Below are 20,339 nucleotides of genomic sequence, written 5' to 3' on the forward strand. Positions count from 1 at the left end.
ATCCACTTGGATACAGAATCGCAACCAGAGGATAGCATGACGGAGATCACCGAAGATATCCCGCAGGGTCAGCTGGCCTATCGCCGTCTGCTGGACGAGATCCGGCGCGGGCTGCTGCCGCCCGGAACGCGCCTGCGCGAGGTTGAACTTGCCGAGCGGCTGGGCCTGTCACGCACCCCGGTGCGCGAGGCCATGCGGCTGCTGGAAGGGGACGGGCTGGTCAGCCATCTGCCGCGCCTCGGCGCGACTGTGCGCAGCCTCGATTATGCCGAGATCATGGAGCTTTACGAAATGCGCGCGGTGCTGGAAGGCACCGCCGCGCGGCTCGCGGCGCGCGCCGCATCCGAGGTAGAGCTGGCCGAACTTCAGGCGCTGAACGCCGAATTTGCCGAAGCTTCAGCCGAGGAGGCGCGCGCGGCTGAACTGAATCGCCAGTTCCACATGATCCTGCAGGATGCCGCGAAGAACCGCTTTCTGATCAAGTCGATCGGTGCCCTGCAAAAGACCATGGCGATTCTTGGTCCGACGACGCTTATGGAACCCGACCGCGTGCAGGCGGCCGCCACCGAACATGCCCGCGTGCTGGAGGCGATGGCCGCCCGTGACGGGCTGCGCGCCGAGACAGAGATGCGCGCCCATATCGAAGCTGCGCAGCGGATGCGCCTGCGGGCGTTGCGGGCGCGTCAACCCAAGCTGGAAGAGGAGTGACCGATGTCCGAAGTGACCGGGATCTGGGATGTGATCGTGGTCGGTGGCGGCAATGCGGCGCTTTGTGCCGCGATCACCGCTGCCGAGGCAGGTGCGCGGGTGCTGTTGCTGGAGGGGGCGCCGAAGCCCTATCGCGGTGGCAATTCGCGGCACACGCGTAACTTCCGTTGCATGCATCGTGGCCCGCTGTCGGTGCTGACCGGCAGCTACGAGGAAGAGGAATATCTGCACGACCTTATGCTGGTGACGAAGGGCCGCACGGATGAATCCCTCGCCCGCTTTGCCATCCGCACCTCCGAGGAATGCCTGCCCTGGATGGAGGCGCATGGCGTGCGGTTCCAGCCCTCGCTGTCAGGTACGCTGAGCCTGTCGCGCACCAACGCCTTCTTCCTTGGTGGCGGCAAGGCGCTGGTGAATGCCTATTACGCCACTGCCAAGGATCTGGGCGTGCAGGCGGTTTACGAGGCGCAGGTGCGCCATATCGGGATCGAGAATAGCCGCTTTACCCATGTCGAGGTCGAAATTGCCGGTGGCCCGCGTCAGCGGATCGAAGGGCGCGCGGTGGTTCTGGCCTCGGGCGGCTTCCAGTCGGACCTCGACTGGCTGACCCGCGCCTGGGGGCCGGCGGCAGCAAATTTCCTCATCCGGGGCACGCCCTACAACCGGGGCGTGGTGCTGCGTGACATGCTGGACCAGGGGGCTGAAAGCGTGGGCGATCCGACGCAATGCCATGCTGTCGCCATCGACGGCCGTGCGCCGAAGTATGATGGCGGCATCGTCACCCGGCTGGATTGCGTGCCCTTCTCGGTTGTGGTGAACCGCGATGCCGAGCGGTTCTATGACGAGGGCGAGGATGTCTGGCCCAAGCGCTATGCCATCTGGGGGCGGCTGGTGGCGGGTCAGCCCGATCAGGTGGGTTTCGCACTGATCGACGCGAAGTCCATCGACCTGTTCATGCCTTCGGTTTTCCCGCCGGTGAAGGCGGATACCATTGCGGAACTGGGGGAGCGTCTGGGGCTGGACGGGCAGAAGCTGTCGCAGACCGTGGACAGCTTCAATGCCGCCTGTCGCCCGGGCCGGTTCCATCCGACCGAACTGGACGGGCTGGCGACCGAGGGGCTGACCCCGGCCAAGACCAACTGGGCGCGCCCGCTGGATACCCCGCCCTTCTATGGCTACCAGCTGCGCCCCGGTGTGACCTTCACCTATCTGGGCCTGAAGGTCGATGCCACCGCACGGGTGCAACATCCTGCCACGCCGCTGGAAAATGTCTGGGCTGCGGGCGAGATCATGGCCGGCTCCATTCTGGGGCAGGGCTATCTCGCCGGGTTCGGCATGACCATCGGTACCGTCTTCGGCCGCGTCGCAGGGCGCGAGGCCGCCGCTTTCGTCAATTCCGGAGCCCGCAGCAATGCCGCTTGATACCCCGTCCCTTGCGCAGGAAGCGCGCCGCCAGATCGAGATCTGCAATGCCTGCCGCTATTGCGAGGGCTTCTGTTCGGTCTTTCCCGCCATGACCCGGCAAAAGGCCTTTTCCGATGGGGACCTGACCCATCTGGCGAACCTCTGCCATAACTGCCGCGGATGCTACTACTCGTGCCAGTACACTCCGCCGCACGAGTTCGACCTGAACCTGCCCGCCGCCCTGGCCGAATTGCGTCAGGACAGCTGGGAGCGGCTGGTCGGCCCGCGCTGGCTGTCGCAGGCGTTCCACAGCAGCGGCGGGCTGATTGCTGCGGCGCTGGTGGCGGCGCTGACGCTGCTGATTGCGGTGCTGAGCCTGCGGGAGCCGGGCGAGGGCGCAGGCTTCTACGCTTTCCTGCCGCATGAGGCGATGGTGGCGCTGTTCGCCCCGGCCTTCCTGCTGCCGCTGGTCGCGGTCGCGCTCGGCCTGCGCCGCTACTGGCGGGAAAGCGGTGCGGGGCCGTTGCGCCTGCGCGCCGTGCTGGCGGCGTTCACCCAGGCGGCGCGGCTGCGTGACCTGTCGGGCGGGCAGGGGCAGGGCTGCAACTTCGAGAAGGAAGAGCGTTATTCCAACGCCCGCCGCTGGTTCCATCAGGCGGTGATGTACGGCTTCCTGCTGTGCTTTGCCTCCACCGGCACGGCGACGCTGCTGCACTATCTGCTGGGGATGGAAGCGCCGTATCCGCCGCTGAGCCTGCCGAAGCTTCTGGGCGTACCCGGCGGGGTTCTGCTGGTGATCGGCACGATCGGCCTTGGCTGGCTGAAAACCCGCGCCGAACGCAAACTGGGCGCCGCGCGGGTCTGGGGCGGCGAGATGGGCTTCATCGCGCTGCTGGGTTTCGTCGCGGCGACGGGGCTGGCGCTCTACGCCGCCACCGGCACCGGCTGGGTTGCGCCGCTTCTGGCCGTGCATCTGGCCGCAGTGCTGAGCTTCTTTCTGCTGCTGCCCTATACCAAGATGGTGCATGGCTTCTTCCGCCTGACCGCGCTGATTGCCGAACAGACGCTGCAAGCCCGGAAACAGGGCTGACCGGCCCGCTGGCTTCCGGGGACGATTGTTTTCGCCCCCGGAACCGGCCCTAGGGATGGCCGTGCGGCTGGCCCATATTGCCATGGATCAGGGCCTTGCTGGCATCCTCCATGCCGCCCACCTGTTCCAGTGCCATGCGTTCGGCATCTCGCGCGCGGACATCGGCAAGCGTTTCCTCCACGATTTCCGGCGTCTCGCCCAGACGGGTCAGCGCCTCACGCCCCATCACCAGCGCCGATTCATAGGTTTCGCGGATCTGGAAAGCCGCCCCATGCCGGACCAGTTCCTGCGCATGCTGGCGCGTCAGGGCGCGGGCCAGAACCGGCACCATCGGAAATTCGTGTCGCGCCAGCTCGACGATCTGGGAAATCACATCGCGGTCTGATGCGGCGACAATGATCAGGCTCGCCTCATCCGCCCCGGCAGCATGCAGGATATCCAGGCGGCAGCCATCGCCATAAAACACCTTGAAGCCGAACCGTTCGGCATCGCGGATAGCCTGTGGATCGGTGTCGATGATCGAGAGGCTGTGACCGCGCGCCAGAAGCGGCTGACTGGCGATCTGGCCGAAGCGGCCGAAGCCGATCAGCAGGACTCGCCCGGTCAGACATTCCACCTCTTCCACGCCTTCCAGCGATGCCGCGATCCGGGGCGTCAGCCTGCCATGAAGAATGATCATCAGCGGCGTCAGCACCATGGAGATGATGATGATGGCGGTGAGATTGGCATTCCATTCCGGCGTGAGGATGCCGAACTGGGTCGCGGCAGCATAAAGCACGAAAGCGAACTCGCCGCCCTGCGCCATGAGCACTGCACGCTCCAGCGCCTCGTCCTTCGGGGCCCTGGTAATGCGGGCCACGACATAGATCACCAGCATCTTCAGGATCATGAAAGCCGGAACCGAGATGGCGATGACGGCCCAGTTGGTTGCGATGATGTTCAGGTCCAGCGCCATGCCGACGCCAAGGAAGAACAGACCCAGCAGCAAGCCCCGGAACGGTTCGACATCCGCTTCAAGCTGATGGCGGAAGCTGGATTCCGACAGCAGAACCCCCGCAAGGAAGGCGCCCATCGCCATGGACAGGCCGCCCGCATTCATCAGGACGGCGGCGCCCAGCACCACAAGCAGCGCGGCGGCGGTCATCACCTCGCGCGCGCCGAAACGGGCCAGCAGGCGGAACATCGGGTCCAGAAGATAACGCCCCGCCAGAACCAGCGCCGCAATGGCCGCCAGACCGATGGCGATACCCTCCAGCCGGTCGGTCAGGGTGGCATCACCGCCACCGGGGGCGAGGAAGGCCACGATGGCCAGCAGGGGAACAATGGCCAGATCCTCGAACAGCAGGATGGCAATGATCCGGCGGCCCCGTGGCTGGGCCATCTGTCCCCGGTCCTGAAGCAACTGCATCACGATGGCTGTCGAGGTCAGCACGAAGCCGGTGCCGGAGACAAAGCTCGCCTCGACCGGATAGCCCAGCGTGATGCCGACCCAGATCAGCGCGAAGATGGCCAGACAGACCTGAAGCGTGCCCAGCCCGAAGATCTCGCCCCGCATGGCCCAGAGCCGTGAGGGCTGCATCTCCAGTCCGATCACGAAGAGGAACAGCACGACCCCCAGTTCGGCGACATGGAGGATTGATTGCGCATCGTGGAAGAAGCCCAGACCATAGGGGCCGATTGCCAGCCCCGCTGCCAGATAGCCCAGAACCGACCCCAGCCCGATGCGGCGAAACACCGGAACCGCCACTACGGCCGCGGCCAGCAGCACGACGATGGGAACGAGGTCAAAGCCGTGATGCGCGGCTTCGGTCGCGGCGCCTACAGGATCGGACATGGATCAGCCTTTCAGTTGCCAGGCGGTGAGGGCGGCCACTGCAGCCGGAACGGCAAAGACCAGTGCCAGAATCGGCAGTTCCTGTGCCAGGGTGTAGCCGGCGCGGGTGACGCCAACCCACATGTTGACCAGTGCGACCCCGGCCCAGGCCGGAACAAACCATTTTGCCGCCAGGGCAACCCCGGCGGCGTCATGGCCCCAGAGCCGCCCGAACAGCGCAAAGACCGCCAGAAGCAGCAGCCCCGCGAAAATCACCATTACCATATGCATCCGTTCACTCCTTGCGCGTCGGCGCGCCTTGTCTTTGCGCAGTAGGTCGGAACTGCGCCGGTCCGTAAAGCCCCTGCCTTCGGCGGAGCGTGATATCCTGATCAGACTCTGCGGACGGGTCGGATAGCTGTTCCTGACAGGACTGCGGGAAGGAAAAGCGGCCCGACCTCTGGGGAAGGCCGGGCCAGACGGGTTGTCACCTCGCGGTGAAGCCGCCGTCGACGGGGATCATCCGCTCCGCCCGCCCGCTGCCCTCGGGGACGAGAGCAGGGGGGCCGGAACGGGTGCCCCGATTTTGGCAAGGTTTGCCGCTGTTGCCGTCTGCCTTGCCTGCCGCGAACAGCGCATTCGGCGCGCTGATCCGCCCTGAGCCGCGAAGCATGGCCGCCATGCGGGCGGCCCTTGCTTCCGGCCCGGCCTGCACGTCGGACGGTTGAGAGGTGCAGGGGCTCAATACGCATTCCACTCGCTATACCTTAAACATGGATCTGCAATTTATATTCTGGAACTCGTCGAAAAATCCGGCGATCCTGACTTCACCTGTCGGAATGTTCGAACAATGGACCGGATCGACCTCTATCGCATTTTCGCCCGCGTGATCGAAACCCGCAGCTTCACCCGCGCGGCCGATACGCTGCACATGCCGCGGTCCAGTGTCTCGACCGCGATTGCCGAACTGGAGGCGAGACTGGGCGCGCGTCTGCTGAACCGCACGACCCGGATGGTCGCGCCCACCGACGAAGGGGCAGAGCTTTACGAACGTTGCCTCGTCTTTCTGGCCGAGAGCGAGGAACTGGAGACGATGTTCCGCTCCGCCTCGCGCCGGATCGAGGGGCGTATCCGCGTCGATGTGCCAGGCCGCATCGGGCGGCTGATCCTTGCCCCGGCTCTGCCGGAGTTTCTGGCGCTGTGGCCGGGCATCCGGGTCGAGCTGGGGATGACGGACCGTGCAGTCGATCTGGTCGGCGAACGGGTGGACATTGCCCTGCGCGTGGGGCCGCTGCGCGATTCCGGCCTGCGCGCCCGGCGGGTGGGGGAGATTGCCCAGATCAATGTCGCGAGCCCCGGTTATCTGGCGGAATACGGTCTGCCGATGTCACCGGATGATCTCGAACAGCATTGGCAGGTTGCCTATGCCTCGCCTTCAAACGGGCGGTTGATGGACTGGGAATGGCAGGAGGGGGGCCAGACCCGGTCACGTCCGATGCCGTGGCGGGTATCGGCCAACAGCGCCGAGGGCTATATCGCCTGCGCGCTTGCGGGGTTGGGGCTGATCCAGATTCCGGCTTATGACGTAGCTGCGCACCTTGCCTCGGGCGACCTGGTCGAGATCCTGCGCCAGCATCGGCCCGAGCCGATGCCGATGCACCTGCTGTTCCCCGGCAGCTTGCGAACCATGCGGCGCCTGACGGCGTTTTCCGACTGGATGGAAGCGGTGCTGCGCCGCAGCCTGTGATACGAGCAGGGGGGGCAGCCTGTATCCGGCAGGAGAGGAATATCCTCAGCTTCTCCGGCAAGCTGGATCAGCCCGACTCAACGCATAAGAAAAAGCAACCTTTCGCAACGGGTTGAAAGGCAAGGCGGTGGTTCAGCAAGTTAGCAGCCCGACCACGAAATCGGCGCGTTGCCGGATATCGGTGCGGGGAAGTTCCGTGATCTCGTATCCGAGTGCGGCGTAGGTTTCACGCATGATTGCGCAGGTTGCTTCGGCTTCGGTGCGGCCTTGCCTGCGCTCGGTATCCTGCGTGAAGATCGCGTCCCAGTGCGGGGCCAGAAAAACACTGCGGTTGTAACGGGTTGCCTTGGCTGCCGTCGTAAGCCTGGGCGGCGGCGTAAGCCCGCAGAGCCTCAGATAGCCCAGGACATCGGGGATGGCCCGGTCAAAGATCACAGGCCCGGCAAGGCCCTGTGCCGTGTGGTGGGCGTGGAGGTCACGCTGAAGCATCCTCTCGGCATAGCTGACGCGATCTGCCCAGGGGAGGGCGCTGCCGCCGGATTGCATCTCGGCGCGGATGATCGCGCGACCGGCTTCGGGAACCGTATGAAAGCCGCGGCGGGCGAGTTCGGTGATCAGGCTGGTCTTGCCCGCACCAGGGCCGCCCGTCACGACGAAGAAATGGTCACTCATGGGCCATCCTCGGGTTTGACAGGGGGAAGGGCAGTGCCACCATCAGCGCGCCCTGTGCGTGGACCGAAGCGGTATGGGTGGTTGGGAGGAAACGGCACAAGCCGCTATGAAACCAGAAGCATCTCACCTCAAAGAGGCCGCGCAACTCTGATTTTGTATCGGTTTATTTGGTGGAGCCAGGGAGGATCGAACTCCCGACCTCTTGAATGCCATTCAAGCGCTCTCCCATCTGAGCTATGACCCCACCGGGTATCTTCGCGTTTTACTTTCGATCTGGGCGACCGAACCGCGTCGATGCGGGCTATCTATGGGATGGCGCGGAGGGCTGCAAGCAGAAAATTCATCCCTCCGCACCAAATTTTCAGACGTCTTCCTCGTCCCCGGCCACATCGGCCAGTTCGTCCAGCGACACATTGTCGTCGGCGTCGTCTTCCAGCAGATCATCGTCCAGATCGTCGTCGTTGCCGACGCCGGCTTCCAGCAGATCGTCATCGGTATCCAGATCGTCGACCAGCGTATCGTCATCCTTCTCGGGCGTGCGCGAGACGGTCGAGGCGGCGAGTTTGCGCCGCGCGCTTTCGATATCCACGATCTCGCCCGTGTAGGGGCTGACGATCGGCGTCCGGTTCAGGTCATAAAAGCGCTTCCCGGTGGTCGGGCAGAGGCGCTTCGTCCCCCATTCTTCATTGGGCATGGTATTTCCCTTGAAACTGGCCATAAGGGCGGCCGGCTGAGCCAGCGAATGCTGGCCCATGCCACAGTGAGACGGCGCTGTCAAAACCTTTTGCCAAGGTTGCGCCCTGCGGCCATCTGGCTATCTTCTGGGAAAAAATCAAGAGGCGTCCATGCCATTGCTGCCGAGTTCCGACCCCGCGCTGCCGCCGGTCGAGATCACTTTGCGCCGGTCGGCGCGCACGCGGCGGTTTTCGCTGCGTGTCTCGCGGCTTGACGGACGTGTCACGCTGTCGCTGCCCCAGCGCGCGCGCGAATCGGATGCGCTGGCCTTCGCCCGGGAACAGGAAGGCTGGATTCGCCGGGCGCTGCGCACTGTGCCCGAGGGGCGGGATATCCGCTTCGGCTCGGTCTTCCCTGTCGAGGGGCAGGGGCTGGTGCTGCGGCCGGGTCCGGGACGAACCATCCGGCTGGCGGATGATTCGCTTTTCGTGCCGGGGGAGGAGGCGCAGTTGCCGCAACGGCTCGGGGCCTGGCTGAAACACCGCGCGCGAGACCGGCTGGCAGCAGCCTCGGATCTGTATTCAGGGCGGCTGGGTCGACCCTACCGCAGCCTTACCTTGCGTGACACGCGGTCGCGCTGGGGCAGTTGCACGCATGACGGGCGGCTGATGTATTCATGGCGGCTGATCCTCGCGCCGCCTGCTGTGCTGGATTATGTCGCCGCGCATGAGGTGGCGCATCTGGCCGAGATGAATCACTCCGACGCCTTCTGGGCCGAGGTGGCGCGGCTTTGCCCAGGTTATCAGGCGCCCCGGCGCTGGCTGAAAACCGAAGGGCAGGTGCTGCATGCCTATCGTTTCTGACGGAGGTATTGACCCCGCCCCGCTGCGGGTGTTTCGCTGAGACCACCATGCAGACGCCCCGACCCAGCGATACCGCCGCCGCCCATGAACGGCTTTACCGCAGCCTGCGAACGCAGGTGATGCATGGCGAACTGGCTCCTGGTCAGGCGCTGACCCTGCGCGGTCTCGGCAAGCAATACGGCGTGTCGATGACACCCGCGCGCGAGGCGGTGCGGCGGCTCGTGGCGGAAGGGGCGTTGACGCTCTCGTCGTCCGGTCGGGTCGCGACCCCCGAACTCGGACCGGAACGGATCGAGGAACTGGCGGCCATTCGCGCCCTGCTGGAGCCGGAACTGGCCGCCCGCGCCCTGCCGCGCGCCCATTTCGCACTGATTGACCGGCTGACGGCGATCAACGTCGCCAATGCCGAGGCGGTGGCCCGGCAAGATTCGGTGGCCTACATCCGTACCAACCTCGAATTTCACCGCACGCTCTATCTGCGGGCACAGGCGCCAGCGATGCTGGCCATGCTGGAAACCGTGTGGCTGCAACTGGGGCCGACGATGCGCGCGCTATATTCGCGCCTGCGCCGGAACGAACCCCCGCAACATCACCGCATGATCCTTGCCGCCCTGCGCGCGGGCGACGAACCGGCGCTGCGGCTGGCGGTGCGTACCGATGTGACGCAAGGTCTGCGGCATCTGGCCAGCTGACGTATCGCAACACTCGCGGGTGGATTTGACCCTGATCAAGTCACTTGCGGGGACTTGGGCCTATGACGGATCAAACCCGGAATGGAGGCCCCCATGCGTGACCGTCTGCTTGCCCTTTTCGCCCGCTGGCGTGCCTTGCAGGAAATCGAGGCGATGTCAGATCGTGATCTGGCGGATCTGGGCATGACCCGTGACCAGATCCTCGATTTCGCCAGCGCGCCCGCCGATACCGAACAGCGCATGGCGGCCATGGCCCGCATCTTCGGCCTGAGCATGGACGAGCTTCGCCGGGAATATGCCACCTATCTTGATATGGTGCAGACCTGCGGCCATTGCAGTGCCCGGCGTCAGTGTTCTGACACGCTGGCCCATGCAGCGCAGGCCCATCCCGAGGATTGCGGATTCTGCCCGAATGCCCGCGATTATGCGGATCGTGCCGCGATGAAGTCCGTCCGCGCCGCCTGACCCTGCGGCGGGTGTTCGGGGGCCTTCCCCTCGTGGCGTCCTCGGCTATAGTCCGGGGACGACAGGAGAAACGTGCATGACCATCCATATCGGAGCCAAACCAGGCGATATTGCCGAAACCGTCTTGTTGCCGGGCGATCCCTATCGCGCCCGCTGGGCGGCACAGACCTTTCTCAAGGATGCCGTTCTGGTGAACGAGGTGCGCGGAATGCTGGCCTATACCGGCACCTGGAACGGGCATCGCGTGACGATCCACGGCACCGGCATGGGCATGCCGTCGCTGTCAATCTACGTTAACGAGCTGATCCGCGATTACGGGGCGCAGACGCTGATCCGCATTGGCTCAGCCGGGGGCATGCAGCCGCATGTGAAAGTGCGCGATGTGGTGCTGGGGATGTCGGCCTGCACCACGGGCACGCCCTCCAGCACGATATTTCGCGAACTCAACTATGCGCCGACCGCGGATTTCGGGCTGTTGAAAGCCGCGTGGGAGGCCGGGCAGGGCAAGGGGATCGGTCTGCATGCCGGGCAGATCTATTCCTCCGACACCTTTTATGACGAACGGCCAGACCTGAACGAACAGATGCAGCGCCATGGCGTGCTGGCGGTGGAGATGGAGGCGGCGGAGCTTTATATCCTCGCCGCCCGCTATGGCCGGCGCGCGCTGGCAGTGCTGACCATCTCGGACCACCTGCTGACGCATGAGGCGCTGCCGTCGGACCAGCGTGAGCAGAGCTTCGGCGATATGGTCGACATCGCCCTGACCGCCGCCTTCGCCTGAGCGCGACGCAAGAGTTTTCCTTAAAACTCTTGCAAATTCCTTGAGGAAGGAATTTGCGCGGGGCTGGTGCCTCAGGGTGCCCGAAGGGCCCGCGCGACCCGCTCTGCCGGGTGGCCGGGCTTCAGCGACCGCGCCGACCACAGGCGCAGCGCCGTGGGCAGGCGCACCCGCTGCGGCAGCGGAGCCACCAGTTGACCGCGCGCCAGATGCCCGGCGACCAGCGATCCATGCGCCATCAGCACGCCCGCGCCATTTGCCGCCTCTTCCACCGCCAGCGCATAGAGCGAAAACACCGGGCCACGCGGGCGAAAGGCGGTGCCGGGCATCGCGACGGCGGCCCAGTCCTGCCAGTCTTCCGCCCAGGCGCTGTCAATCAGGCAGGGCAGATCCGCCAGATCCTCGGGTCGTGTCAGCCGTGCCGCAAGTTGTGGCGCGCAAACCGGGAAGATGACTTCCTCTGCCACCAACCGGCCTTCCCGTCCCGGAAACAGGCTCAGGTCATAGGGCGCGCGTTTCAGGTTGGGCGGCGCCTCCATCGCGGTGATCGAGATTTCGACACCCGGCATCTGCGCCCGCAACCCCGGCAGCCGGGGTGACAGCCAAAGCTGGGCGAGCGCGGGCAGGGTGGCGATATGCACGATCTTCGGTGCTGACTCGGCCCGCAGGTGGTGCACGGCCAGCCCAAGCGCATCGAAAGCGGCGGTGAATTCAGGCAGCACACGCGCACCAAGCGCGGTCAGTTCGACGCCTTTCGGCCCGCGTATGAACAACCTCGCAGCCAGCCGCGCCTCCAGCGCCTTGACATGCGCCGTTACCGCGCCGGGGGTTACGCCGAGTTCCTGTGCCGCCGCCGAAAAACCACCCAGCCGCGCGGCGGCCTCGAAGGCGCGCAGGGCTGTCAGCGGCAGGTCGGTTGGGCGGGGTGGGGCGACGGGCATGAAGAGGCTCAGATTTCCTCACCCTAGATTTTCGCAAAACTGGTTTGCCCGCAAGGAACTCCTGCGTTTTGCTGCGTCAAAAGGAGATCGCCATGCCCCACCTTGCCCGCCGCCCCTGGGTTCCCGCCGCCTGCGAGGATCATATCCAACGCCTCGCCGCTGCCGTCCGAGCGCCTTCTGACGCGGTGGCAGACCGGATCGAGGCATTGATTGCCCGCAACAGTGTCATCCACGATACGGAATGCTTCAACCTGAACCCCGCCACCAATGTGATGAACCCGAAGGCAGAGGCGGCACTGGCGCGGGGCCTCGGCTCCCGCCCCTCGCTGGGCTATCCGGGCGACAAATACGAAATGGGGCTGGAGGCGATTGAGGAAATAGAGGTCATCGCGGCTGAACTCGCGGCAGAGGTCTTTGGCGCGACCCATGCCGAGATCCGCGTGGCCTCGGGCGCGCTGGCCAATCTTTACGGTTTCATGGCGCTGGCGCAGCCAGGCGATGCGATCATCGCGCCGCCGCCGGCAGTGGGGGGTCATGTTACCCATCACAAGGCGGGCTGCGCCGGGCTTTATGGCCTTCACACCCATGCCGCGCCGGTGAATGCCGATGGCTACACCGTTGATCTGGACGCGCTGGAGACGCTGGCGCTGCGCGTGAAGCCGAAGATCATCACCATCGGTGGCAGCCTGAACCTGTTCCCGCATCCGGTGCGCGAGATCCGGGCGATTGCCGACAAGGTGGGCGCTAGGGTGCTGTTCGATGCGGCGCATCAATGCGGCATCATCGCGGGCGGTGTCTGGGCCAATCCGCTGGCTGAGGGCGCGCATCTGATGACGATGAGCACCTACAAAAGCCTCGGCGGTCCGGCGGGCGGGCTCATCGTGACCAATGACGCCGAAATCGCCGGGCGACTGGACCAGATCGCCTTTCCCGGCCTGACCGCGAATTTCGATGCCGCCAAATCGGCGGCGCTGGCGATCAGCCTGCTCGACTGGCGCGATTTTGGCGCGGCCTATGGGCAGGCGATGGTCGACCTCAGCCGCGCGCTGGCGGGCGAACTGGCGGCGCAGCGCCTGCCGGTTTTCGGTGCGGCGCAGGGCATGACCCAGAGCCACCAGTTTGCTGTCGAGGCGGCGGCTTTCGGCGGCGGTCAGGCGGCGTCGAAAGTGCTGCGCAAGGCGGGCTTCCTCGCCTGCGGCATCGGCCTGCCATTGCCAGAGGTGCCGGGCGATCTGAACGGGTTGCGCATTGGCACGCCGGAACTGGTGCGCCGCGGCGTCACACCCGCTGATGCCCCCGCGCTGGCGACGCTGATCGCCGAGGCGCTGCGCGGCAATGATCCGGCGGCGCTGGCCCCCCGCACTGCCGAGATGCGCAAGAAATTCACCGGGGTGCATTACATCCACCCTTGAACGTTCCGATTCGCGCGTGTTGACTGCGGTCCCCTTTGAGAAAGGACCTCCTCATGCAGATGCGCAAACTCGGATCGCGGGGGCCGATGGTTTCGGCCATCGGCCTCGGCGCCATGTCATTCGGTGGCATTTTCGGTCCGACGACCGAGACGGAAAGCCTCGCCTGCCTCGATGCAATGGTTGAGGCCGGTATCAATTTTATCGACACCGCCAATATCTACGGCATGGGCGTCAGCGAGACGGTCATCGGCAAATGGCTCGCCTCGCGCCGCCCCGATGTGGTGATCGCCACCAAGGCCAGTATCGTGAATGGCCCGCCGCGCCGGATCGACAATTCGGCGGGCCATCTGCGGACGGAACTCGAGGCCTCGCTGAAACGGCTCGGGGTCGAACGGGTGGATCTCTTTTACATCCACCGTCGCGAACATACGCGCCCGCTGGCCGAGGTGATCGGCACGCTGCGGGATCTGGAGACCGAGGGCAAAATCGGTGGCTACGGCCTGTCGGAAGTGGCGCCCGAGACCCTGCGCGCGGCGCACGCGATCCATCCCTGCACCGCCGTCCAGAACGAATATTCGCTGTGGAGCCGCCAGCCAGAACTGGGCCTTATCCAGGAATGCGCGCGTCTGGGAACGACTTTCGTCGCCTTCTCGCCACTGGCGCGCGGTATGCTGGGCGAGACCCCGCTGCGCCATGATCAGGTGCAGGACGGGTTTCGCGCGCAGAACCCGCGCTTTACCGAGCCGAACTTCAGTCGCAACACCGCCCGGATCGACCGTTTCCGCAACTGGTGCAAGGCGCGCGGCTGGTCAGTGCCAGCCACGGCGCTGGCCTGGGCGATGGGTGCGGGCGATCATGTGTTGCCGATCCCCGGCACGCGCCGGGCAGACCGCCTGCGCGAATGGCTGCCGCTGCCCGATCTGACCGCCGCTGACCGCGCTGAAATCGAAGCTCTGCTGCCCGCAGGCTTCGCCGCCGGGGACCGTTATGGCGATCATCAGCTTCTCGCCATCGAGCGCTACTGCTGACGCGCAGGTCATTCTCTGTCCCGAAATCTTCTCGGTGGGGGCAGACCGCCCCCGCGCTCTCACCGCCCGTGACTGCGGTCGTAGCCGTTGACGGGCGGGCTGACCCAGCCCGCGGGAGGGGCCTTGGGACGGAAGACCTCGACCAGCAGCGGATGGCAGGTGGCGGTATCTGACGAATGCTCGGCCGAACAATCGCCCCCGGGACAGGCCGACAGCCCGCCCAGCAGGTCGATTTCTGCGAAGAATTCAAGATAATCGCCTGGCCGCACCGGCGAGGCTTTCATGAAATATTGTCCGGTGTCACGGGTGAAGCCCGTGCACATGAAGACGTTCAGCACATCATGCACATGGCTCTCGGCCTCGGCCAGCGAGAGCCCGCGCGCATCGGCCAGTGCGCGGGTCAGGTTGGAATGGCAGCAATGGTGATACTGTCCGCCATGACTCAGCAGGTTGTGGGTATAGGGATCGCAGCGCGTGCCGATCACGTCATGGACCGAGCCACCGAAAGCGTCGAACCCATACCAGTCCAGCGTGTCATCGGTAATCGTGGCCATCGGGCGCAGGTAGGGATGGCTGGTCCACATCCGGTCGCCGGTGGAAAGATGCGTGCCATGCAGGGCGCGGGTCTTGCCGGAATAGAACCGCTCGGCCAGATTGACGGCGTTCCACAGGTTCAGGTCACCGACCTGAGGCCCCTCGACGCTGCGGATTCGGAAGAAATGCCCGGCGGGCACCTCGAAACAGCGGGCGTCGCGGGCGGGCACCAGAACCTCGGCCACGCGAGTCCAACCGTCGCGGGCATCGCGACAGGCGGCCAGATCGGGTATGGGCAGGGTTTCCGGCGGATAGCAAATCACCGGCGCGATGGCGCGGCGGGTATCGGCATCAGCGGGGGCGCTATGGTCTGGGTAGGCGGGCTTCATCCGGGGTCTCCTGCGCGGTGGTGGCAGGTTGCTTTGCCCGGCGCAACGGGTCAAGGGCCGCTGCCTCCTCGACGGTCCTGGGATCATGGACAGGCTCAGCCCCTCGGGCGCAGGCAATCGCGGGGCGTGCCCTTCGCAGGCTGGCAAGTGGCGCCGCAGGCGGCGCAGCGCCACAATCCCTCGGCCCGGTGTTCGCGCCAGCGGCATTGCCGGGTCAGCGTGCTGTTCCGGCGCGAGAGCCACATGTAGCCGAAGACGGCGATAGCGAGGAGAAGCAGGAGAAGCGGCATGATCTATTCCACGGCACGACCGAAAATGGCGATGGCAAGGCCCAGAGCCGCCAGCGCGGCAGCGCCCGTGGCGGTCGGTCGCCGGGTCGGCCAGAGGCTTATGGCGGCCAGCGCGGCCTCGATCGCATAATAAAGCGCGAAGGCCCGCGAGGCCCAGGCGATGATCTGGAACACATCCGCCGCCCATGTCAGCGCGACCCCGGCGAGCACGAGCACCGCATAGGCGGCGCGGGTCGGGATGCGCCCGCCCGATTGCTCCACCGCCAACCCGCCTGCACCGGCGGTATCTGCCACCGCCGCGCTGAACTGCGCCGCCAGCGCCGCTGCGACCAACAGAGCGGGCAGGACGGGCGAGACCTGCGCCATCAGGCCGATGATGGCGGTTTCGGTCAGCTTGCCCGCGGGCGGCCCCAGCGAGAACACCAGCAGCAGCACATAGACCATGTAGATTGCCGTTGCCGCCAGCTGCGCGAGTTTCATCGAGCGGATGCGGGTTTCGGCGTGATATTCATCGCCCAGGTAGCGGGACGTTTCAAAGCCCTGCACCGTGACGATCAATCCGAAGCCAAGCGTCAGCGCCTGCCAGCCCGAGAGGCTGGGCGGTGTCAGGATCAGGTCGCCCGCCTGCGCCCTGGCGCCGAAGAACAGCGCCAGCCCCACCAGAAGGCCAAGGATGATGGCAAGCTTCAGGCTGACCGAATATTGCTCCATCCGTTCCAGCGCGGTGAAGCCGCGGGTCCAGCCGATCACAAGGATCAGCGCGAAGACGGCGGTGGTTACGCCGCGGGCGAAGACCGGGTCCGACCATGGGGTCAGCCCCAGTGCGAAGGCACCGAAGAGGTTGAGGTAATAGGCAACCGAAACGATGTAGGAAAAGGCCAGCGCCCAGCCGCCCGCGCGCTCCAGCGTCGCAGCGGGGCCTGTGAACGGGCCATGGCTGTCCAGCCGGGCGATATTGTTGCGGATCGTGGCGCCGAAGCCCCAGGCCCCGGCGCAAAGCGCCAGCATGACCATCGGCGCCCACATGCCGTAGCTGTCATTCAGGATCGGGCCGAGCACCAGAAAACCCGAACCGATGATCGAGGCGAGTGGCGTGACGGTGGCCCGCCACAGGTGCGCGCGGCGCAGGGCGGGCGACAGCAGCAATCCAAGACCGGCCACGGTGGCGGTGAAGATCAGCAAGTCGTCGCGCATGGCGGGGATACGGGCGTCATGCCGGCTTCTGCGGGTAGATCAGCGCGAACAGCGCCGCAGCCCGTTCTTCACGGGGCAAGGAGCCTGTGGCCCAGCCATTGCCAAAGGCAGCCCTGATCGCCGGATCGTCGTAATAGGTTTCGAAGCAGCGGCCAAGGCGACGCAGCGCATCGGCCACCTGCCAGACGAATTGCGATTCACCCATCGCAATCCGGTTCTTTGCATGCAGGGCATCGGCCAGCCCCGCGCAAAGATCGCCGAATTCTTCCGGCGATGCAAAGCGCGGCAACGGCTGGCCGTCGCCCGGCGCCGTCATACGGCGCGTTCCACCATCATCTTCTTGATCTCGGCAATCGCCTTCGCCGGATTCAGGCCTTTGGGGCAGGTCTTGGCGCAGTTCATGATGGTGTGGCAGCGATAGAGCTTGAAGGGGTCTTCAAGCTGGTCCAGCCGTTCGCCGGTGGCTTCATCGCGCGAGTCGATGATCCAGCGATAGGCATGCAGCAGCGCGGCCGGGCCAAGGTATTTGTCGCCGTTCCACCAGTAGCTCGGGCACGAGGTGGAGCAGGAGGCGCACATCACGCATTCATAAAGACCGTCGAGTTTCTTGCGATCCTCGATCGACTGCCGCCATTCCTTTTGCGGCGTGTTGGTCTTGGTTTCCAGCCAAGGCATGATCGAGGCATGCTGGGCATAGAAATGCGTCAGGTCGGGGATCAGGTCTTTCACCACCGGCATATGCGGCAGGGGATAGATCTTCACGTCGCCCTTGATCTCGTCCAGGCCATAGATGCAGGCCAGCGTGTTGATCCCGTCGATGTTCATCGCGCAGGAGCCGCAGATCCCTTCGCGGCAGGAGCGGCGGAAGGTCAGGGTCGGGTCGACCTCGTTCTTGATCTTGATCAGCGCGTCCAGAACCATGGGGCCGCACTTGTCCATATCAAGGAAATAGGTGTCGACACGCGGGTTTTCGCCGTCATCGGGGTTCCAGCGGTAAATCTGGAACTTGCGGATGTTCTTGCCTTCCGGCTTCGGCCAGGTCTTGCCGGTGCGGACCTTGGAGTTCTTTGGCAGGGTGAACTGAACCATTGGCTAGTTTCTCCAATCGGGACGGGAGTAGAGCGGTTGCGACGGCAACTGCCCGGATTGTCTGTAGACGCAGCTTTCATAAAGCTGCGCGGGGTCACGCCCGGCCAGATAGTCGGACGAGACCTCGATCTCCATGCGCGCCACGGGGCCATCGCTGGTGGCGCCCATCGCGATTTCGCCGCGCGGCTTGGCCGCCAGTTGCGCCTGCCGGAAGCAGGACCGCTCTGCCGCCTCTCGCGAGACCGGGCCGCAGGCGGCCAGCAACGCAAGAAGGATCAGCGCGGCCCGCATCGGCATCACCCCGCAACCGGGCCGACGCCGCGCGCGCGCAGACAGGCGGCGGTGGCCGGGCGGCGCAGGATCGTCGCCACGTTCTGCACGGTCAGCGTGCCGGCGCGGGTGCCGACATCGCGCGCCAATGCCCGGATTTCGCCGGGGCTGGCATTGGCCATCACGCAATCGGCGGCGGTTTCGGCCTGCGGGGCTGCCATGTAGTTCTGCATCACTGGCACCACGACAGACCGTGCCGCGCGGGCGGTCACATTGTCGGCCATGGCCTGCGGCGAGCAGGCGGTGGCAAGCAGAAGGCAGGCGAGGGCAAGGCGGGGCATGGTGTTTCTCCGTTCCGTCGGTGCGTCGAGCCTAAGCCCGCTGCCCGCCGGTTGGGAGACACATGCCCGCAAGGCGCGCGGGAATCCGCCGCTCTGCCCGTCCGGGCAGGGAAGGATATCGCGCGCCCGTGCCATCAGAACTTGCGCTCCGCCGGGGCGATCTTCTTCAGGCTGATGCCACCTTCCGCCTCGGTCGTCAGTGGATCGACATGCACCGCACGGTAGCTGAGCGTCACCTGGTTGCCATCGACGTGGGCCAGCGTGTGCTTGCGCCAGTTCGCGTCGTCGCGGTTCGGATAATCCTCGTGGGCATGCGCCCCGCGGCTTTCCTTGCGGGCATTCGCGCCGTAGATCGTGGCCAGCGCGTTGGGCATCAGGTTGGTCAGTTCCAGCGTTTCCATCAGATCGCTGTTCCACACCAGGCTGCGGTCGGTGACTTTCAGGTCGTTCAGCTTTGCGGCGATCGAGGTCATCTTGGCCTCGCCCTCGGCCAGCGTCTTTTCGGTGCGGAACACGGCGGCATCGGCCTGCATCGTCTTCTGCATCTCAAGCCGCAACTCGGCCGTCGGCGTACCGCCATTGGCGTTGCGCAGGCTGTCAAAGCGGGTCAGGGCCTTGTCGACCTCGACCTTGTTCACCGGGGCGATGCGTTCCCTCGGGTCGACGATCTGTCCGGCGCGGATCGCGGCGGCGCGGCCGAAGACCACGAGGTCGATCAGCGAGTTCGAGCCCAGACGGTTCGCGCCATGCACCGAAGCACAGCCTGCCTCGCCCACCGCCATCAGACCAGGGAAGATGGCATCCGGGTTGTCGGCGGTCGGGTTGAGGACTTCGCCCCAGTAGTTCGTCGGGATACCGCCCATGTTGTAGTGAACGGTCGGCAGAACAGGGATCGGTTCCTTGTTCACGTTCACACCGGCGAAGATTTTTGCCGATTCCGAGATGCCGGGCAGACGTTCCGCCAAGGTCGCGGGCGGCAGGTGGTTGAGGTGCAGGTGGATATGGTCGCCCTCGGCACCCACACCGCGGCCTTCACGGATTTCCAGCGTCATGCAGCGCGAGACGTAATCGCGCGGCGCCAGATCCTTGTAGTGCGGCGCATAACGCTCCATGAAGCGTTCGCCCTTGGAGTTGGTCAGATAACCACCCTCGCCGCGTGCGCCTTCGGTAATCAGGCAGCCCGAACCGTAGATGCCGGTCGGGTGGAACTGCACGAATTCCATGTCTTGCAGCGGCAGACCGGCGCGGGCCACCATGCCGCCACCGTCGCCGGTGCAGGTATGGGCGGAGGTCGCGCTGAAATAGGCGCGGCCATAGCCGCCGGTCGCCAGCACGGTCATCTTGGCGTTGAAGACGTGGATCGTGCCGTCATCCAGCTTCCAGCACACCACGCCGGTGCAGCGGCCGTCGGTGATGATCAGGTCCAGCGCGAAATATTCGATGTAGAATTCCGCGTTGTTCTTCAGGGACTGACCATACAGCGTATGCAGGATGGCGTGGCCGGTGCGGTCGGCGGCGGCGCAGGTGCGCTGCACGGGCGGGCCTTCGCCAAACTCGGTCGTATGCCCGCCGAAGGGGCGCTGGTAGATCTTGCCCTCTTCGGTGCGGCTGAACGGAACGCCGTAATGTTCCAGCTCGTAAACCGCCGCCGGGGCTTCGCGCGCGAGGTATTCCATCGCGTCGGTGTCGCCCAGCCAGTCCGACCCCTTCACGGTGTCATACATGTGCCACTGCCAGTTATCGGGGCCCATGTTGGCAAGGCTGGCGGCGATGCCGCCCTGTGCCGCGACGGTGTGGCTGCGGGTCGGGAACACCTTGGTCACGCAGGCGGTGCGCAGGCCCTGTTCGGCCATCCCCAGCGTGGCGCGCAGACCGGCGCCACCGGCACCGACCACCACGACATCATAGTCGTGAACTTCGTAAGGATAAGCAGTCATCTTCAGC

General features: G+C 65.4%; 23 protein-coding genes and 1 tRNA gene. 10 read left to right on the top strand and 14 right to left on the bottom strand.

Features of this window, described 5'->3' with window-relative positions; genetic code table 11:
- The first annotated feature begins 36 nt into the window (after nucleotides 1-36).
- The 3 genes from C8N34_RS07985 to tcuB are packed head-to-tail and all read left to right on the top strand — an operon-like array spanning nucleotide 37 to nucleotide 3,202.
- On the top strand, nucleotides 37-708 hold the full coding sequence (locus C8N34_RS07985; protein WP_054304088.1) for a GntR family transcriptional regulator: 672 nt from the start codon (nucleotides 37-39) through the stop codon (nucleotides 706-708).
- 3 nt (nucleotides 709-711) lie between these two features.
- Complete coding sequence (tcuA, locus tag C8N34_RS07990) at nucleotides 712-2,130, top strand: FAD-dependent tricarballylate dehydrogenase TcuA (protein ID WP_277878232.1); 1,419 nt, start codon at nucleotides 712-714, stop codon at nucleotides 2,128-2,130.
- Entirely contained in the window at nucleotides 2,120-3,202 is a 1,083-nt protein-coding gene (gene tcuB, locus C8N34_RS07995) for a tricarballylate utilization 4Fe-4S protein TcuB (protein ID WP_108128428.1), read from the top strand. The genes tcuA and tcuB overlap by 11 nt, the downstream gene beginning before the upstream one ends.
- Nucleotides 3,203-3,251: 49 nt before the next feature.
- Here tcuB and C8N34_RS08000 read toward each other — a convergent pair whose 3' ends face one another.
- Nucleotides 3,252-5,036: a monovalent cation:proton antiporter-2 (CPA2) family protein gene (locus C8N34_RS08000; protein WP_108128429.1), complete on the bottom strand. Its 1,785-nt coding sequence runs from the start codon at nucleotides 5,034-5,036 to the stop codon at nucleotides 3,252-3,254.
- Nucleotides 5,037-5,039: 3 nt separating this feature from the next.
- The gene (locus C8N34_RS08005; RefSeq protein ID WP_108128430.1) at nucleotides 5,040-5,306 is read right to left on the bottom strand and encodes a hypothetical protein; all 267 of its coding nucleotides are present in this window, start codon (nucleotides 5,304-5,306) and stop codon (nucleotides 5,040-5,042) included.
- Nucleotides 5,307-5,865: 559 nt separating this feature from the next.
- Between C8N34_RS08005 and C8N34_RS08015 the strand changes: the two genes are divergently transcribed.
- Complete coding sequence (locus C8N34_RS08015) at nucleotides 5,866-6,762, top strand: LysR family transcriptional regulator (protein WP_108128431.1); 897 nt, start codon at nucleotides 5,866-5,868, stop codon at nucleotides 6,760-6,762.
- A 132-nt stretch (nucleotides 6,763-6,894) separates the two neighbouring features.
- Here C8N34_RS08015 and C8N34_RS08020 read toward each other — a convergent pair whose 3' ends face one another.
- The 3 genes from C8N34_RS08020 to C8N34_RS08030 form a co-directional block, all read right to left on the bottom strand.
- On the bottom strand, nucleotides 6,895-7,434 hold the full coding sequence (locus C8N34_RS08020; protein ID WP_108128432.1) for an AAA family ATPase: 540 nt from the start codon (nucleotides 7,432-7,434) through the stop codon (nucleotides 6,895-6,897).
- Between the two features lie 168 nt (nucleotides 7,435-7,602).
- Nucleotides 7,603-7,678: transfer RNA gene (locus C8N34_RS08025), tRNA-Ala, on the bottom strand.
- A gap of 117 nt (nucleotides 7,679-7,795) precedes the next feature.
- The gene (locus C8N34_RS08030; RefSeq protein WP_054304104.1) at nucleotides 7,796-8,128 is read right to left on the bottom strand and encodes a TIGR02300 family protein; all 333 of its coding nucleotides are present in this window, start codon (nucleotides 8,126-8,128) and stop codon (nucleotides 7,796-7,798) included.
- A 151-nt stretch (nucleotides 8,129-8,279) separates the two neighbouring features.
- Here C8N34_RS08030 and C8N34_RS08035 point away from each other — a divergent pair, with 151 nt between their 5' ends.
- From C8N34_RS08035 to deoD, 4 genes are all read left to right on the top strand, one after another.
- Nucleotides 8,280-8,972, top strand: a complete 693-nt coding sequence (locus tag C8N34_RS08035) for a M48 family metallopeptidase (RefSeq protein WP_054304081.1) — start codon at nucleotides 8,280-8,282, stop codon at nucleotides 8,970-8,972.
- 47 nt (nucleotides 8,973-9,019) lie between these two features.
- Nucleotides 9,020-9,664 (top strand): GntR family transcriptional regulator, encoded by a 645-nt coding sequence (locus tag C8N34_RS08040; RefSeq protein ID WP_054304080.1) that lies wholly within the window; start codon nucleotides 9,020-9,022, stop codon nucleotides 9,662-9,664.
- A gap of 93 nt (nucleotides 9,665-9,757) precedes the next feature.
- The gene (locus C8N34_RS08045) at nucleotides 9,758-10,129 is read left to right on the top strand and encodes a DUF6455 family protein (protein ID WP_158640683.1); all 372 of its coding nucleotides are present in this window, start codon (nucleotides 9,758-9,760) and stop codon (nucleotides 10,127-10,129) included.
- A gap of 76 nt (nucleotides 10,130-10,205) precedes the next feature.
- A complete protein-coding gene (deoD, locus tag C8N34_RS08050; RefSeq protein WP_108128434.1) occupies nucleotides 10,206-10,910 on the top strand; it encodes a purine-nucleoside phosphorylase in 705 nt (234 codons plus the stop codon).
- Nucleotides 10,911-10,981: 71 nt separating this feature from the next.
- Here deoD and C8N34_RS08055 read toward each other — a convergent pair whose 3' ends face one another.
- Nucleotides 10,982-11,848 carry a LysR family transcriptional regulator gene (locus C8N34_RS08055; RefSeq protein WP_108128435.1) on the bottom strand — a complete coding sequence of 289 codons (867 nt, stop codon included), beginning with the start codon at nucleotides 11,846-11,848 and terminating at the stop codon, nucleotides 10,982-10,984.
- Nucleotides 11,849-11,940: 92 nt separating this feature from the next.
- Here C8N34_RS08055 and C8N34_RS08060 point away from each other — a divergent pair, with 92 nt between their 5' ends.
- Entirely contained in the window at nucleotides 11,941-13,260 is a 1,320-nt protein-coding gene (locus C8N34_RS08060) for a serine hydroxymethyltransferase (RefSeq protein WP_108128436.1), read from the top strand.
- A 53-nt stretch (nucleotides 13,261-13,313) separates the two neighbouring features.
- Nucleotides 13,314-14,288, top strand: a complete 975-nt coding sequence (locus C8N34_RS08065) for an aldo/keto reductase (protein ID WP_108128437.1) — start codon at nucleotides 13,314-13,316, stop codon at nucleotides 14,286-14,288.
- Nucleotides 14,289-14,347: 59 nt separating this feature from the next.
- Here the strand turns inward: C8N34_RS08065 and C8N34_RS08070 are convergent, their stop codons facing one another.
- The 8 genes from C8N34_RS08070 to sdhA form a co-directional block, all read right to left on the bottom strand.
- Entirely contained in the window at nucleotides 14,348-15,211 is an 864-nt protein-coding gene (locus C8N34_RS08070; protein WP_108128438.1) for an urea carboxylase-associated family protein, read from the bottom strand.
- 95 nt (nucleotides 15,212-15,306) lie between these two features.
- On the bottom strand, nucleotides 15,307-15,501 hold the full coding sequence (locus C8N34_RS08075) for a hypothetical protein (protein ID WP_082401096.1): 195 nt from the start codon (nucleotides 15,499-15,501) through the stop codon (nucleotides 15,307-15,309).
- Between the two features lie 3 nt (nucleotides 15,502-15,504).
- Nucleotides 15,505-16,695 carry an APC family permease gene (locus tag C8N34_RS08080; RefSeq protein WP_108128439.1) on the bottom strand — a complete coding sequence of 397 codons (1,191 nt, stop codon included), beginning with the start codon at nucleotides 16,693-16,695 and terminating at the stop codon, nucleotides 15,505-15,507.
- Nucleotides 16,696-16,711: 16 nt separating this feature from the next.
- Complete coding sequence (locus tag C8N34_RS08085; protein WP_108128440.1) at nucleotides 16,712-17,011, bottom strand: hypothetical protein; 300 nt, start codon at nucleotides 17,009-17,011, stop codon at nucleotides 16,712-16,714.
- Complete coding sequence (locus C8N34_RS08090; RefSeq protein WP_054304071.1) at nucleotides 17,008-17,784, bottom strand: succinate dehydrogenase iron-sulfur subunit; 777 nt, start codon at nucleotides 17,782-17,784, stop codon at nucleotides 17,008-17,010. Before C8N34_RS08090 ends, C8N34_RS08085 begins: the two co-directional genes overlap by 4 nt.
- Nucleotides 17,785-17,787: 3 nt before the next feature.
- A complete protein-coding gene (locus C8N34_RS08095; RefSeq protein ID WP_054304103.1) occupies nucleotides 17,788-18,075 on the bottom strand; it encodes a hypothetical protein in 288 nt (95 codons plus the stop codon).
- Nucleotides 18,076-18,080: 5 nt separating this feature from the next.
- Complete coding sequence (locus C8N34_RS08100; protein WP_108128441.1) at nucleotides 18,081-18,395, bottom strand: hypothetical protein; 315 nt, start codon at nucleotides 18,393-18,395, stop codon at nucleotides 18,081-18,083.
- A 134-nt stretch (nucleotides 18,396-18,529) separates the two neighbouring features.
- Nucleotides 18,530-20,332, bottom strand: coding sequence for a succinate dehydrogenase flavoprotein subunit (sdhA, locus tag C8N34_RS08105; protein ID WP_108128442.1), 1,803 nt, complete (start codon nucleotides 20,330-20,332; stop codon nucleotides 18,530-18,532).
- Nucleotides 20,333-20,339: the final 7 nt, after the last annotated feature.

The sequence above is a fragment of the Gemmobacter caeni genome (assembly GCF_003054195.1).
In the GTDB taxonomy this organism is placed as follows: domain Bacteria; phylum Pseudomonadota; class Alphaproteobacteria; order Rhodobacterales; family Rhodobacteraceae; genus Gemmobacter; species Gemmobacter caeni.

What these genes read in the sequence shown, in the direction of transcription:
- C8N34_RS08100 (WP_108128441.1), bottom strand. Translation starts at nt 18,395, where the DNA reads ATGCCCCGCCTTGCCCTCGCCTGCCTTCTGCTTGCCACCGCCTGCTCG.
- C8N34_RS08085 (WP_108128440.1), bottom strand. Translation starts at nt 17,011, where the DNA reads ATGACGGCGCCGGGCGACGGCCAGCCGTTGCCGCGCTTTGCATCGCCG.
- C8N34_RS07985 (WP_054304088.1), top strand. Translation starts at nt 37, where the DNA reads ATGACGGAGATCACCGAAGATATCCCGCAGGGTCAGCTGGCCTATCGC.
- C8N34_RS08090 (WP_054304071.1), bottom strand. Translation starts at nt 17,784, where the DNA reads ATGGTTCAGTTCACCCTGCCAAAGAACTCCAAGGTCCGCACCGGCAAG.
- C8N34_RS08075 (WP_082401096.1), bottom strand. Translation starts at nt 15,501, where the DNA reads ATGCCGCTTCTCCTGCTTCTCCTCGCTATCGCCGTCTTCGGCTACATG.
- C8N34_RS08055 (WP_108128435.1), bottom strand. Translation starts at nt 11,848, where the DNA reads ATGCCCGTCGCCCCACCCCGCCCAACCGACCTGCCGCTGACAGCCCTG.
- deoD (WP_108128434.1), top strand. Translation starts at nt 10,206, where the DNA reads ATGACCATCCATATCGGAGCCAAACCAGGCGATATTGCCGAAACCGTC.
- C8N34_RS08095 (WP_054304103.1), bottom strand. Translation starts at nt 18,075, where the DNA reads ATGCGGGCCGCGCTGATCCTTCTTGCGTTGCTGGCCGCCTGCGGCCCG.
- C8N34_RS08015 (WP_108128431.1), top strand. Translation starts at nt 5,866, where the DNA reads ATGGACCGGATCGACCTCTATCGCATTTTCGCCCGCGTGATCGAAACC.
- C8N34_RS08065 (WP_108128437.1), top strand. Translation starts at nt 13,314, where the DNA reads ATGCAGATGCGCAAACTCGGATCGCGGGGGCCGATGGTTTCGGCCATC.
- tcuA (WP_277878232.1), top strand. Translation starts at nt 712, where the DNA reads ATGTCCGAAGTGACCGGGATCTGGGATGTGATCGTGGTCGGTGGCGGC.
- C8N34_RS08040 (WP_054304080.1), top strand. Translation starts at nt 9,020, where the DNA reads ATGCAGACGCCCCGACCCAGCGATACCGCCGCCGCCCATGAACGGCTT.
- C8N34_RS08020 (WP_108128432.1), bottom strand. Translation starts at nt 7,434, where the DNA reads ATGAGTGACCATTTCTTCGTCGTGACGGGCGGCCCTGGTGCGGGCAAG.
- tcuB (WP_108128428.1), top strand. Translation starts at nt 2,120, where the DNA reads ATGCCGCTTGATACCCCGTCCCTTGCGCAGGAAGCGCGCCGCCAGATC.
- C8N34_RS08070 (WP_108128438.1), bottom strand. Translation starts at nt 15,211, where the DNA reads ATGAAGCCCGCCTACCCAGACCATAGCGCCCCCGCTGATGCCGATACC.
- C8N34_RS08030 (WP_054304104.1), bottom strand. Translation starts at nt 8,128, where the DNA reads ATGCCCAATGAAGAATGGGGGACGAAGCGCCTCTGCCCGACCACCGGG.
- C8N34_RS08000 (WP_108128429.1), bottom strand. Translation starts at nt 5,036, where the DNA reads ATGTCCGATCCTGTAGGCGCCGCGACCGAAGCCGCGCATCACGGCTTT.
- C8N34_RS08005 (WP_108128430.1), bottom strand. Translation starts at nt 5,306, where the DNA reads ATGCATATGGTAATGGTGATTTTCGCGGGGCTGCTGCTTCTGGCGGTC.
- sdhA (WP_108128442.1), bottom strand. Translation starts at nt 20,332, where the DNA reads ATGACTGCTTATCCTTACGAAGTTCACGACTATGATGTCGTGGTGGTC.
- C8N34_RS08045 (WP_158640683.1), top strand. Translation starts at nt 9,758, where the DNA reads ATGCGTGACCGTCTGCTTGCCCTTTTCGCCCGCTGGCGTGCCTTGCAG.
- C8N34_RS08060 (WP_108128436.1), top strand. Translation starts at nt 11,941, where the DNA reads ATGCCCCACCTTGCCCGCCGCCCCTGGGTTCCCGCCGCCTGCGAGGAT.
- C8N34_RS08035 (WP_054304081.1), top strand. Translation starts at nt 8,280, where the DNA reads ATGCCATTGCTGCCGAGTTCCGACCCCGCGCTGCCGCCGGTCGAGATC.
- C8N34_RS08080 (WP_108128439.1), bottom strand. Translation starts at nt 16,695, where the DNA reads ATGCGCGACGACTTGCTGATCTTCACCGCCACCGTGGCCGGTCTTGGA.